General features: G+C 60.0%; 11 protein-coding genes and 1 tRNA gene. 7 read left to right on the top strand and 5 right to left on the bottom strand.

Annotation, left to right across the window (positions count from 1 at the left end; translation table 11 throughout):
* Positions 1-20: 20 nt before the first annotated feature.
* Positions 21-1148: a tRNA guanosine(34) transglycosylase Tgt gene (gene tgt / locus ACP154_RS10480; RefSeq protein WP_421859399.1), complete on the top strand. Its 1128-nt coding sequence runs from the start codon at positions 21-23 to the stop codon at positions 1146-1148.
* Here the strand turns inward: tgt and ACP154_RS10485 are convergent.
* Positions 1145-1771, bottom strand: coding sequence for a hypothetical protein (locus ACP154_RS10485; protein WP_421859397.1), 627 nt, complete (start codon positions 1769-1771; stop codon positions 1145-1147). The genes tgt and ACP154_RS10485 overlap by 4 nt on opposite strands.
* 108 nt (positions 1772-1879) lie before the next feature.
* Between ACP154_RS10485 and ACP154_RS10490 the strand changes: the two genes are divergently transcribed.
* From ACP154_RS10490 to ACP154_RS10505, 4 genes are all read left to right on the top strand, one after another.
* Positions 1880-1955: transfer RNA gene (locus ACP154_RS10490), tRNA-Lys, on the top strand.
* Between the two features lie 279 nt (positions 1956-2234).
* Positions 2235-2627 carry a hypothetical protein gene (locus ACP154_RS10495; RefSeq protein ID WP_421859395.1) on the top strand — a complete coding sequence of 131 codons (393 nt, stop codon included), beginning with the start codon at positions 2235-2237 and terminating at the stop codon, positions 2625-2627.
* Between the two features lie 86 nt (positions 2628-2713).
* On the top strand, positions 2714-3160 hold the full coding sequence (locus ACP154_RS10500; protein ID WP_421859392.1) for a YybH family protein: 447 nt from the start codon (positions 2714-2716) through the stop codon (positions 3158-3160).
* Positions 3161-3724: 564 nt separating this feature from the next.
* The gene (locus ACP154_RS10505; protein ID WP_421859389.1) at positions 3725-5695 is read left to right on the top strand and encodes a methyl-accepting chemotaxis protein; all 1971 of its coding nucleotides are present in this window, start codon (positions 3725-3727) and stop codon (positions 5693-5695) included.
* Here the strand turns inward: ACP154_RS10505 and ACP154_RS10510 are convergent.
* From ACP154_RS10510 to recQ, 4 genes are all read right to left on the bottom strand, one after another.
* Entirely contained in the window at positions 5692-6006 is a 315-nt protein-coding gene (locus ACP154_RS10510) for a hypothetical protein (RefSeq protein WP_421859386.1), read from the bottom strand. The genes ACP154_RS10505 and ACP154_RS10510 overlap by 4 nt on opposite strands.
* 88 nt (positions 6007-6094) lie before the next feature.
* Complete coding sequence (locus ACP154_RS10515) at positions 6095-6799, bottom strand: TorF family putative porin (RefSeq protein WP_421859383.1); 705 nt, start codon at positions 6797-6799, stop codon at positions 6095-6097.
* 84 nt (positions 6800-6883) lie between these two features.
* Positions 6884-8263, bottom strand: coding sequence for an ammonium transporter (locus tag ACP154_RS10520; RefSeq protein ID WP_199235585.1), 1380 nt, complete (start codon positions 8261-8263; stop codon positions 6884-6886).
* Positions 8264-8805: 542 nt separating this feature from the next.
* Complete coding sequence (recQ, locus tag ACP154_RS10525) at positions 8806-10641, bottom strand: DNA helicase RecQ (protein ID WP_421859381.1); 1836 nt, start codon at positions 10639-10641, stop codon at positions 8806-8808.
* A gap of 123 nt (positions 10642-10764) precedes the next feature.
* Here recQ and ACP154_RS10530 point away from each other — a divergent pair, with 123 nt between their 5' ends.
* Both ACP154_RS10530 and ACP154_RS10535 read left to right on the top strand, forming a co-directional pair.
* Positions 10765-11967, top strand: coding sequence for a CaiB/BaiF CoA transferase family protein (locus ACP154_RS10530; RefSeq protein WP_421861479.1), 1203 nt, complete (start codon positions 10765-10767; stop codon positions 11965-11967).
* Between the two features lie 153 nt (positions 11968-12120).
* A complete protein-coding gene (locus ACP154_RS10535; RefSeq protein ID WP_107712934.1) occupies positions 12121-13188 on the top strand; it encodes an OmpA family protein in 1068 nt (355 codons plus the stop codon).
* Positions 13189-13195 lie beyond the last annotated feature (7 nt).

Here is a 13195-nt window from a genome sequence, read left to right on the forward strand (position 1 = left end):
CGCAGTCTCGCCAGGTTCTCATGCCCAGCTTTGATTTTGATCTTCATGCCACCGATGGCGCCGCCCGCACCGGCGTGCTCAGAACCCCGCGCGGGGATATTCGCACCCCCGCTTTCATGCCCGTGGGCACGGCGGCGACGGTGAAGGCGCTCTATCCTGAACAGGTTAAGGAAGCCGGCGCGGATATCATACTGGGAAATACCTATCACCTAATGCTGCGGCCCGGCGCCGAGCGGGTGAAGCGTCTGGGCGGGCTGCATCATTTCATGCGCTGGGATGGCCCGATCCTGACCGATTCTGGCGGGTTTCAGGTCTGGTCCCTGTCCGATCTGCGCGAGATGACGGAAGAGGGCGTCGCTTTCAAAAGCCATCTGGATGGCTCCAAGCATATGCTGACGCCCGAGCGCTCCATTGAGATCCAGGCGGATCTTCTGGGCGCGGACATCTCCATGCAGCTCGATGAATGCACGCCCTATCCATGCGAGCGCGATGCGGCGGCGAGCTCCATGCAGCTGTCGCGGCGCTGGGGGAGGCGCTCAAAAGAGGCGTTCGGCGAGCGCTCGAACCAGGCGCTGTTCGGCATTGTCCAGGGCAGCACCTATGAGGATCTGCGCCGCGAAAGCGCGGAAGGGCTGATCGAGATCGGCTTTGACGGCTACGCCATTGGCGGCCTCGCCGTGGGCGAGGGGTTCGAGATGATGTGTCAGGTGCTCGACGTCACCACGCCGCATCTGCCTCACGAGCGTCCGCGTTATCTGATGGGTGTGGGCAAGCCGATTGATCTTGTGGAAGCGGTGGCGCGCGGGGTGGATATGTTTGACTGCGTGCTGCCCACGCGTTCAGGCCGTCATGGTCAGGCCTGGACCGATTGGGGGCCGGTGAATGTCAAGAACGCCCGCTTTGCAGAAGACACGCGTCCTATGGACGCCACGCTCGATTGTCCGGCCAGCCGCGATTATTCGCGCGCCTATCTGCACCATCTGATCCGGGCGGGTGAGTATCTGGGCTCAATGCTGCTGTCCTGGCACAATATCGCCTATTTCGAGAACCTCACCGCGCGCATGCGCGCAGCCATCGCCGCAGGCGAATTTGAGGCGTTTCGCGCTCAGTTTCATGCGCGCATGGCCGAAGGGACCGACGCGATCTAGTCCCCGTCTTCGGCAGCGGCTTCACTGAGCAGGCCATAGGCGTCCATCGCCTCGATCAGCGTCGCCCGCTCACAATTGAGCGCATCAAACCCGCCGCGCAGCCAGGCGCGGCGCTTGAGCGCCAATTCGCGTTCCTGGGCGGCGGCGGCTTCAATCTCGCCCGCCCGCCCCAGAAAACGCACAACCGGACGCGTCGGGTTCAGGCCCACAATCGTGTCGCGCGCCGTATCGGCGGCGATATCCGGCGCATCCTCGGCGATGGAAGAGGCGAACCCCCGTGACCGGTCCAGCATGCCGTCAGAGTCTGCGTCCGCTTCGACCTGGACCTCGGGACGGTGCGCCTCGATATCAGGACCCAGCAGAGAGGTGAGTCGGGCAATGTCGCGGGCGAGGGCCGGGCAGCTGATCGCCGCGCCAGAACCGCCATACGGGGTGGGTACGGTTTCATCGCCATTATCAATGACGATCTGGCCGGGGCGCGCCCGGGGCAGGCCCACCGTGTCAGAGGCGACCGATTCCGTGCGCCCCAAGGGCGTTTTTGGCAGGTCGGGCAGGCTGGAGCATGCGGTCAGGACAAGCGCGACTGCGCCGGAGGTCAGCAAACTGGACAAGGCGTTCTTCATCCTTATGTCCTACCATGTCCGCATAACTGTAAAAGAGGGGATTTCCCGCATATAGCCGGGTTGACCGTATGGGGCGCCGGATATAGGTTCCGCGCCTCTCGAGACGGAGAGCCGATAGCTCAGCTGGTAGAGCAACTGACTTTTAATCAGTAGGTCCAGGGTTCGAATCCCTGTCGGCTCACCACTTCTCCCTGAAAACATGACTTTTGTGGGTGGTGGTGAATGTCTGTCTGCGCGATTGCGCTTTTGTCTTTCTGACATCTCTCTTTCATCAAGCCTCCACGGTGTCGTCAGGCGCACGCCTTCCTGTCTGGCGTCCGCACTCGGGCTTCCGGTTTTCGTCAAATGACTGAGAGCCGCTTGGGCGCAGCAAGACTTCGCCCAATTGGCGACGGCGCGGCGTCAGGCTAGCCTTTTGAGCGAATGTGCCTCAAGGTTAAGGGACGAAGCTTGGGAGGTCGCTGTGGCTCTATTCACCTTGCCGGACGGGTCCAAAATCGAGATTGACGCCACCGGCATTGCGCGCGCTCGGCCTACATTGCGCAATGAGATTTATGGCAAGCCGGGCCATGAGGGCACAGCCTTGTTCGCCCCGAAACGCCTGGTGCTTGAACCCATCGACCTTGTGGGCCCTGAGCTGCAAAAGACCGCGCCCAGTTTCACGCTTCTTCACGCCCCCAATGGTCAGAGCATCTGGTGTCAGGCCAGCAAGGCCAAAAACGCCGAGCCGCCCCGGCCCACCGAGGTCTCTCCGACAACCCATGCCGTTGTGGTTATGGGCGGCGTTCGTCAGCGCGTCCGAGAGACGGTTTCAGAGGCGCAAGCCATCCTCGATGCCGCTCGCGCCAGGGCGTAAGGCCCTTTCGGGCTGGTGATTGGGCGTACGGTCGGTCAGGATGTGTGCGTCCTCGAACGCGATCTTCAACACCATAAGGCCTGACCATGTTTATCCCGTCTGTCGTTATTCTGGCGCTGTCGCTGACCCAGCCCTCTGATCTTGAGTGTACCGGAACGGGCGCTGAGGTTCAGTCGATCTGTGAGGTGCTGACCGCCCAACAGGAGGCCTGGAATGCGGGTGACATTCCTGGCTTCATGGCGGGCTATCTTGAAAGTGAAACGCTGCGCTTCGCTTCTGGCGGGTCGGTGACTACGGGCTGGGCGGAGACCCTGGAGCGCTATCAGGCGCGCTATGACACGCCGGACGCCATGGGCTGGCTCGCCTTCACGGACCTTGACGTCACCCAGCTGTCAGAGGACGCCGCCTATGTGTTCGGGCGCTGGACGCTTTACCGCGAAACGGATGAGCCGACCGGGCTGTTCACGCTGATCCTGCGCAAAGAAGAGGCCGGCTGGCGCGTGGTGCATGATCATACGTCGGCGGCTGAATAATTGAGACGGGAAGCCGAACGAATCGGCCTGATGAAACAACAGACATGATTAGGATATGAGCCGCCATAGTCATGAATACACTACTGACGAGAATTCATGGCGCGCTTTCATTTAAGGGGCGAGATTTATACTGGTGCAGATGCATAATGATTCATTCATAATGCGCGAACTTCATGTTTTAACTGATAAAAATTTTTCAAAGCGATGCGTTCTCTTTTTGCCGTCATGAGCGCCCGGACCAAGGACGCGGAGGCAAATCAACCTAAAATTTTATTACGAATATACAAATTATATGTATAAGACTATAGTATAATTACGAAAATTTGATTTTCGTCGGTTATGTTCGGCTTTCGTTTACGTCCTTAGGTGATGTCTCTCCCATCAATCTTGGAGAGTGACATGCGTCTTTCTATAGCAATCCGTTTCGCACTGATCGGCCTGGCGGGTAGTATAGTTTTAGGCTTGGCCTTGGGCGGTGTCTCAATCTGGCGAAGTACGACTGCGGCTGAAAATGCAGCCCGGGCGAAACTCTCAGCGATTGCAGACGGGCGTTTAGACGCCGTCATGACATATCTCCAGTCGATTGAGGAAGACCTGCTATTGGTCGCTTCCAATCCTATGACCGTGGGGGCTTTGAACGATTTTGATTCAGGCTGGACGGCTCTGCCAGACCCGGAAAGCCGTCTGCAGTCGTTATATGTCGACGATAATCCTTATCCGGTCGGAGAGCGCGAGCGTCTGGATGATGCGTCGGACGGCTCCGCTTACAGCGCCGTTCACGCGGCGCGTCACCCTTGGTTTCGCGCACTGCAACAGTCGCGGGGGTATTATGATGTGTTCCTGTTCAACACCAGCGGGGATCTGGTCTACTCCGTCTTTAAAGAGTCCGATTACGCCACAAACATGGTGTCGGGGATCTATGCGGATACGGATTTGGCGCTGGCTTATCGCGACGCCTTGAGTGCACAGGCCGGTGAGGTGGTGTTTTTCGACTTCCGTCCCTACGCCCCCAGCTTTGACGCCCCCGCCAGTTTTATCGCAACCCCTGTCATTGACGCTCAAGGCGCAACTGTAGGCGTTCTGGCCTTTCAAATGCCCATTGATCGAATGAATGCGGTCATGGGGTCTTCGAGGGGGCTGGGGGAGACCGGTGAAGCTTATCTGATCGGCCTGGATGGCGTCATGAGGACTGAGCCGCGCTTTGGCGACGGGGAATCAATCTTGTCCGTGCAGGCGCCCAATGCGTTTCATGCCTTCGCACAAAGCGGTGACATGACTGTGATTCACGCTGAGGACTGGCGGGGCGAAATGGTTCTGGCCGTCGGTGAGTCCATGACCTTTCACGGTGTGCAATGGGGGGTCGTTGTGACGTTGACGGAAGCGGAGGCCTTGGCTGCTGCGCGTCGCACCATTGTGGAAGTGTTGCTTCTGACACTGGGTGTGACGGCTCTTGTAAGCCTGATGGGCTTCGTCATGGCGCAGCGCTCGGCTCGTCCAATTGCTCGCATTGCAGAATTGACGACCGCCATCGGCGCCGGGAATCTGGACTTGGATGTGTCTTATCAGTCCCGCTCCGATGAGGTTGGGGATGTGGCCCGAGCTTTGGAAGGTTTCAGGCAATCCGCTATCGCCCAGAAAGCTCTGGAAGCTGAGCAAGCCGAACGCGAAGCGCAAACATCTGCAGCCTTGCGTCAGGAAAGACTGAACTTGGCTGATCAGTTCGAGCAATCGGTGGGCGGTATCGTGTCGTCGGTTTCCAGCGCTGCTGAACAGCTGAACATGGCGGCGCGCTCTCTTTCAGCAGCATCAGAAGAAACGGCATCTCAATCTGTCACCGTCGCGGCCGCAGCCGAAGAAGCCACTGTCAATGTGGAGACTGTAGCGAGCGCGGCTGAGGAAATGTCAGCTTCCGTGGCGGAAATCCGCCGCCAGGCAGAAGAATCCGCACACAACGCTCAGACGGCTTCGGAAGAAACCCATAACAGTGTGGGTAAGGTGGAAGCGCTGTCGGAAGCCGCCAAACGGATTGGCGATGTCGTGACCTTGATTGAAGAGATTGCCGAGCAAACCAATTTGCTGGCGCTGAACGCCACGATTGAGGCTGCCCGGGCTGGCGAGGCGGGAAAAGGCTTCGCGATCGTAGCTCAGGAAGTAAAAACCCTGGCTTCGCAAACAGCGTCCGCCACGTCTGAGATCGCAGATCAGATCAATGCAATCCAGTCCGCCACGTCAGAATCCGCCGCCTCAATCAATGAGGTTTCGCGGGTAATCGAAGCCATGCGCGCCACCTCGAACTCGATTTCAGCCGCCGTTGAAGAGCAATCGGGCGCCACCTCCGAGATTGCCATCAATGTTCAAGAAGCTGCCAAGGGAACGCGCAATGTGACGGAGTCCATTTCGTCGGTGAATGCTGCAGCGACGGAATCGAGCACCTCTTCCAGTCAGGTGTTGAGTGCGTCCAGCCAGCTCAGTGAGCAGGCGGAACAATTGCAAACGCAAGTCACCGCCTTCCTCACATCCATTCGTACGGCTTAAACCCCGCCCCACCAGCTGATGACATGCAGCGTCAGGGCGCCGGCGCCCAGCAAGACGCCGAGCCAGGCGATATCCGCCAGGCCGCCCTTGGGCCTGAAATCTGGCGCGGGTGCAGGAGGGGCTGTCACCGGGGGGTGTGCGCTGGTCTGTGAGGCTGAAAGGCCTGAGGCGGCGGGTCTCTGGCGCAATTCTCTCAAGGCGAGGCGTTTTGAGCGCACATTGTATTTCTGATGCGCCACAAACAGACGCAGGTCCGTATCGGACGCGTGCTTGAACATATCGTCAGAGAGGGTGCGGAATGGGGAACGCATGGCGACGCCTCTGGCATCTGGCGGTCAACGGACAAGCGGTCTGAAACGGGATCGCCGCTTCAGACCGCACAGTTCAAAGGCCTGTGTCTTAGAAGGCTTTGGAGATTGTGAAGACGGCGGTTTCATCCGATCCGTCCGTATCTTCGCTGGTGTCGATATAGGCCAGCGACCAGTCCACGCCATAGGCTGAACCCCCGATACCGATCGTCCAGTCGACCTTGTCGTCGCCATCGCCATCAAGATCGCCAAAAGCGCCGGTTTCATAGCCGATGCCCGCTGTCAGGCTGAGGCCGGATTCTCCTAAAGGCGCAGAGCCTGAAAGGTTGAGATACAGATTGTCATCATCGCCCAGATTGTCCTGCTCGGGGGCGTAAGCGATCGTTCCTGTGGTCTCCACAAGGCCGATCATGCCTGTCAGGCTGCCATAGACTTCAGCGTAGGCGACATCCTCTGCACCGGGATAGAAATACCCGATGACGCCTACATCATAGCCGAGCGCGCCGACCGTGCCGCCGTATCCGGCGTAGAGGTCCAGCTCGATTTCTGAATTGCCGACAGGCTCGATGCTAGACCCCCAGGTCCCGACATAGAAGCCGGACTCAAACCCCACATCAAAGCCGCCCTGGATGGCGATGGCTTCATCGCTGAGCGAGGCGCCGCGGAAGCGGTAATCTGTGGTCATCGCTACATTCGCCGAGACTTCCTGGGCCTGTGCTGCCCCGGCAGGAAGGCTCGCTGCGGCCGCCATGGCGAGAGGGAGGGCGCATGCTGTGAGTAAAACTGTAGTTTTCATAGCTTATCTCCATTTAAAGTTGTGAGTTTGATCGCAAGGCTCGCCGGGGGAGGCGGGACGGCTCCGGCCGCCCCGCCGACCCGGTTACTCAGCCGGTTTGGGCGTGCTTTTCGGGGTGAACTCGGGATAGGCGCTGTGACCCAGCTCAGACAGATCGCCCCCAACATCTTCCTCATCGGGGTTCAGGCGGATGCCGAGCGTGACTTTAAGGGCCAGCCACAAAACAAAGCTGGTTGCGAAGACAAACGCCCCGATGGCGCCAACGCCGACAGCCTGTCCAATGAAACTCGCGTCTGAATTGGTCAGCGGTACGGCCATGGTGCCCCAGATCCCCGCCATGAGGTGAACCGGGATCGCGCCAACCACGTCATCCAGACGTACAGCTTCCATCAGCACGGCTCCGAAAGTGGCGATCACGGCCCCCACGCTGCCAATCAGGATGGCTTCGAGAATGGTCGGGGTGAGCGGTTCCGCCGTAATGGCGACCAGACCGGCCAGCGCGCCATTCAGAACCGAGCCCAGATTGGCTTTGCCCCGACCGAGCAGCATCGAGACGATGTAGGCGGTCACGACACCGGAAGCGGCGGCCATGTTGGTGTTGGCGAAAATTTGCGAGACAGCCGTGGCGTCCGCCGCGCTGCCCAAAGCCAGCTGAGACGCGCCGTTAAAGCCGAACCAGCCAAACCACAGGATGAAGGTGCCCAGCGTCGCCAGAGGCAGGGATGAGCCGTGCATGGTCACCGGCTTGCCATCGACAAAACGGCCGCGGCGTGCGCCCAGCAAGATGACGCCCGCCAGGGCCGCCCAGCCGCCGGTTGAGTGCACAAGGGTTGAGCCGGCAAAGTCTGAGAAGCCGAACTGGGTATCCAGCCAGCCCGCACCCCATTCCCAGGAGCCCTGGATGGGATAAATCACCCCGGCGAGCACCGCCGTGAAGATGAAGAACGATCCAATCCGCACACGCTCGGCCACGGCGCCGGAGACGATGGATGCGGTTGTGGCCACAAACACCATCTGGAAGAACCAGTCTGAGGCGCTGGAATAACCCGCTGCCGTCACGTCGATCGCTTCATCGGCGGCGGTCTCGGAAGGCGACCACATGGAAGGCGTGCCCAGAAGGCCGCCATGATCGCCAACGCCGGAATACATCAGATTATAGCCGATGACGAAGAACATCAGGCCGGCCACAGAGTACAAACCGATATTTTTGAGGCAGATGACAGCGGCGTGCTTGGTGCGCACAAAGCCGGCTTCCAGCATGGCGAAGCCAGCCGCCATCCACATCACCAGAAAGCCGCCAATCAGAAAGAGAAGCGTGTTGAAAATATAAGCGGTTTCATCGCTTACCTGAGCAAAGGCGCTCTCTGACGCCAAAGCGGTGAAACTCAAAGCGGCCAGCGCTAGCGCACCCAGACGCGTGGCGCGCGCGCGCAGACTAGGCTGCGCGCCAGTATAATCGGTCATGTTGATGTCCTCGGTCGCACTCTGACGGGACGGAGCAAGGCCGGCCTCGTCCAGTCGGGTCGAATGAATACGACGAAGGATGCGGCACGATCGTGTGCCGAAGGGCCGGGCTGCGCCGGTCTGGTCCTGTCTCATATCTGCCTCCGTCGCGGTTTGCGGCGGCCGGCGGTGCGTCTCTAAACGGGCGCGCAGCTTGGGCTGCGTCTGTCGTTAACAAAACCTTTGCAGAGCGATTGCTGCACCGCAACAGAAAAATGAAAAAATTTTGTCATCCTCCGCATGTCCATGGCGGTGGTGCCACAGTTGGCGTGAATACATGTCTGGATTTCGGAGAGAGAAAAAAAGGCGGGACCGGCCCGCCTTCTAGTTTTAGAGACGACCCCGAGGCCGCAATAGGACGGTCTCAGGAGATTAGGACTTTAGTCAAAGGTTATAAAAAATATGCGGACATATGAATAGGCTGCGCTCGTTAGGCGAGCGCTTATTCTCTATCATTGTGCGTCAGAGGCGCTCAGAACGTCAATTATCTCGCCTTGGGGGTGTTAAAGCTCGGATTCAATTACAGAGAGAAAGTCCATGCCGTACCGCTCCAGCTTGCGGGCGCCCACGCCGAAAACACGCGACAAGTCTTCCTGAGTGCGAGGTTTGCTGGCCGCCATTTCAATCAAGGTGCGGTCTGCAAAGATAGTATAAGCGGGTTTGCCGGACTCCTTGGCAAGCTCGAGCCGCTTTTTGCGCAGTGCAGTATAAAGCGCCCGGTCTGTCTCGGACAGCAATTGGTCGGCGGCGTCGCTGGGCCGCGCCCGTGCGGAGCGCACACCGCGTTGCTCTTCAGGCGGACGCAGCCGGATCGGGAGCTTGCCGAACAAGATGTCTTTGCCCTTGGGGGTGATGATCCACTCGCCATGACCATCGATGGGCTGGTCAATGGCGCCAGAGGCGAAGAGCTGGCGAAACACGCTCATCCATTGGTCCTTGGACAAGTCTTCACCAACGCCGAAGGTGGGCAGGGCGTCATGACCGCGCGACATGACCTTGTCGGTTTTCAGACCGCGCAAAACGCTGATCAGATGCTCCAGCCCGAAACGCTGCCCTGTGCGGGCGATCGCCGACATGGCCTTTTGCGCCAGAACTTGGCCATCAATCAGTTTGGGCGGATCGTCACAGAGATCGCAATGTCCGCATGGTTCGATCTCGTCGCCGAAATACCCAAGCAGGGTCTGGCGGCGGCACTGGGGGGCTTCGCAATAGGCGATCAGAGCCGACAGGCGCCGCAACTCCATGCGTTTGCGCTCTTCGTCTGAATCCCCCTCATTGATCTGGCGGCGACGCAACGCAGCGTCTGACAGGGACCACAGCATCAGCGTGTCGGCCGGGTCGCCATCGCGCCCGGCGCGCCCGATCTCCTGATAATAGGCTTCCATCGAACTGGGCAGGGCGGCGTGCAGCACATAGCGGACATCAGGTTTGTCCACGCCCATTCCGAAGGCGATGGTGGCGCACATCACCACGCCGTCGCCCTTGACGAATTCGTCTTGGCGGAAGCTGCGAGTCTGGGCGTCCAGACCTGCATGATATGACAGGGCGTAAACATCCTCTGCTTGCAGCTTGGCGGCGATGTCGTCGCACGCTTTCCGGCTGGAGCAATAGATGATGCCGGCCCGATCGGGTCGCGCTTTCACGAAGTCGATGATCTGGGCGGCGCCGGATCGCCGCGCGCCGACGGCCAAATGAAGATTGGGGCGATCAAAGCCGGACACGAATTCGTCGGGGGCCTGCTCAAACAACCGCCCCGCAATGTCGCGCCGTGCGGCTGCGTCAGCGGTGGCGGTGAAGGCGGCGATTTGGGGTCGGCCTGCGGCCTGGGCGAAGTCGGCAATTCTGAGATAATCTGGACGAAAGTCATGGCCCCATTGAGAGACGCAATGGGCTTCATCCACAGCAATCATCGACAGGCCCGCCCGGCCCAGCCGCTCCGCCAGCCCGGGAACCGCCATGCGTTCCGGCGCCATGTATAGCAGGCGCAAGCTGCCCTCATCGAGTGCGCGCCACGCCGCTTCACGGTCTTGCGCTTCATCGGTCGAAGTCAGGGCGGCGGCGTTCACGCCTACGGCTTGCAAGGCGCTGACCTGGTCGCGCATCAGGGCGATGAGCGGGGAGATCACCACTGTCAGCCCGTCTCGGAGCAGGGCGGGCAGTTGAAAGCACATGGATTTGCCGCGCCCTGTGGGCATCACGGCCAGCACGTCGCGGCCCTTGAGGACGCTGTCGATAATCTCGGCCTGGCCGGGCCGGAAATCGCGATACCCGAACACTTCCGCCATGGTTTGACGGGCCTGGTCGAGCTGAGGGGAGAGAGTCGAATCGCTGTGCGCCATGGGTGCAGGCTAGGCGGCGGGAAGCCCGGAGCAATACGCAAGGGCTGCTTGCGCTGGCGCAGACACGAGGGTAGCCCAGAACGCGAGGGGTTTCCACGCGCTGACAGAGGTTTGTCCATGAGCATTGCGCCATTGTCTCACATTCGGGTTCTGGATTTGTCACGTGTCCTGGCCGGACCATGGTGCGCCCAGATCCTGGGCGATCTCGGCGCGGATGTGATCAAGGTTGAAAACCCGAAATCCGGCGACGACACCCGGCGCTGGGGACCGCCCTTTCTCACAGATGAGCAAGGAGAGGCTGCAGACGCGGCCTATTATCTCTGCGCGAACCGCAACAAGCGCTCGATCGCGGTGAATATTGCGGATGCTGAAGGCCAGGAGATCTTGAAAAAGCTGGCCGCTGACAGCGATGTCGTGATCGAGAACTACAAGACGGGCGGTCTGAAGAAGTACGGCCTGGATTATGACAGCCTCAAGGCGATTAACCCTGATCTGGTCTATTGTTCGGTGACCGGGTTCGGACAAACCGGTCCTTGGAAGACCCAGCCTGGCTATGATTTTCTAATCCAGGCCATGGGCGGGTTGATGAGCGTCACGGGCGAAGATGCGCCGATGAAAGTGGGCGTTCCGGCGGTCGATTTGTTCACGGGCGTCTACGCCGCCGGCGCTGTCATGGCCGCCTTGCTGGCTCGCACAAAGGGGCAGGGCGGACAGCATATTGATATGGCGCTGTTTGATGTGCAGGCGGCGATGCTGGCCAATCAGGCGGCCAATTACTTCGTTTCAGGCAAAACACCGGGGCGTCAGGGCAATGCGCATCCGAACATTGTTCCATACCAGGACTTCCCGACCTCTGATGGCCGCATAGCGGTCGCTGTCGGCAATGACGGACAGTTTCAGGCGTTTGCCCAGGCGCTGGGGCGGCCTGACTGGGCGACTGATTCGCGTTTTATGCGCAATGCTGACCGTGTCGCCAATCGTGAGGTCCTTGTGGCGGACATCACGCTCACTCTGAATGCTGAGACGACCGCCTGCTGGACTGAGCGGCTCCACGCCGCAGGCGTGCCGTGCGGGCCGATTCTGGCGCTTGATCAGGTGTTTGGCCATGAGCAGGCGCAAGCTCGAGAGCTGGTCTTCAGCTTGCCCATGACAGGGGTGGGGGAGGCCCCCATGATCGCCAATCCCATGAGGCTTTCAGAGACCGGGCCGCAATACCGCAAAGCGCCGCCTCGGTTCGCGGAACACACGTCTGAGGTGTTGCAAGAACGCCTCGGATTGACTGAAAATGAAATACAGCGCCTCCAGGAGCGCTCTATCGTGTGCTGACAGGCCCGATTCCACAACAACGCCAGTGGTGTTGTGCAATTAAATCAGGTATCGATGCATATAACATGGAACTGGAGCGCATCTTTGTGCGTTGGGGGCTATGTTAAACTTAATGCTCACACGAAGGGCGTTCTCCGCCCGGAGGGGGATAGGATGAAAACAAAGCTTCTTTCGGCAGTCGCCGTTGGGGCCATCCTCGCCGCGCCGTCCATGGCGGTTGCGGACGAAGGTTGGTACGTCAGTGGTGCACTGGGTTACGGTGCACCGGGCGACGTTGACGTCACTGGCAGTCTGAATGGTGAAATTCAGGGTGCTGGCGACATTCGCGAAAAGCTGGCCCTGGGTTACCAGTGGAACAGCAACTGGCGTCTGGAAGGTGAGCTGGCTCACCGTTTCAACGACACCGGCGCCGTCGGCAATTTTGAGAACAGCAGCTCGGACTTCCAGGTTTGGTCCGGCATGCTCAACCTCATCTATGATTTCGACACCGGTTCGTTCTGGACCCCTTACATCGGTGGTGGTCTGGGCTGGGTTCAGTCTGACATCTCCGCGATGGGGTGGGACACCGGCACGTTCAATGCGTCATCCAACTTTGTTACGGTTGACGATTCTGACGCTGCTCTCGGCTATCAGCTGATCGCCGGCATCGGTTGGGAATTGTCGCGCAATCTGACGCTGGACACCGAGTATCGCTACTTCGGTTACGGCGAGACGGATTACGCGCCGAACCTGGAGCTCGATCGCGTTGGCGGTCACGAGGCCTGGATCGGCCTGCGCTATCTGTTCTCCGCTCCGGAGCCTGCAGCGCCGCCGCCCCCGCCGCCTCCTCCCCCGCCGCCCCCGCCGCCTCCGCCGCCCCCGCCGCCTCCGGCGCCGGTGTGTGACGATGCTGGCTTCGTGGTCTACTTCGCTTGGGATCGCTCCGAGATCTCCAGCCAGGCTGCTGCGGTGATCAACCAAGCTGTCAACCAGGCCCGCGAATGTGGTGTGGCGTCTGTGAACATCGACGGTCACGCCGACCGTTCGGGCGCAGCCTCCTACAATGTCGGCCTGTCCGAACGCCGCGCTCGTGCGGTTCGCGACGAAATGGTGCGCCTGGGCGTGCCTGCGTCCGCCATCTCTCTCGACGCTTTCGGCGAAAGCCGCCCGGCTGTTGAGACCCCGGATGGCGTGCGTGAGCCGCTGAACCGTCGCGCCGAAGTGATGATCGACCTCAACTAGGTCTATC

The organism is Oceanicaulis sp., from assembly GCF_965249665.1.
GTDB lineage: Bacteria > Pseudomonadota > Alphaproteobacteria > Caulobacterales > Maricaulaceae > Oceanicaulis.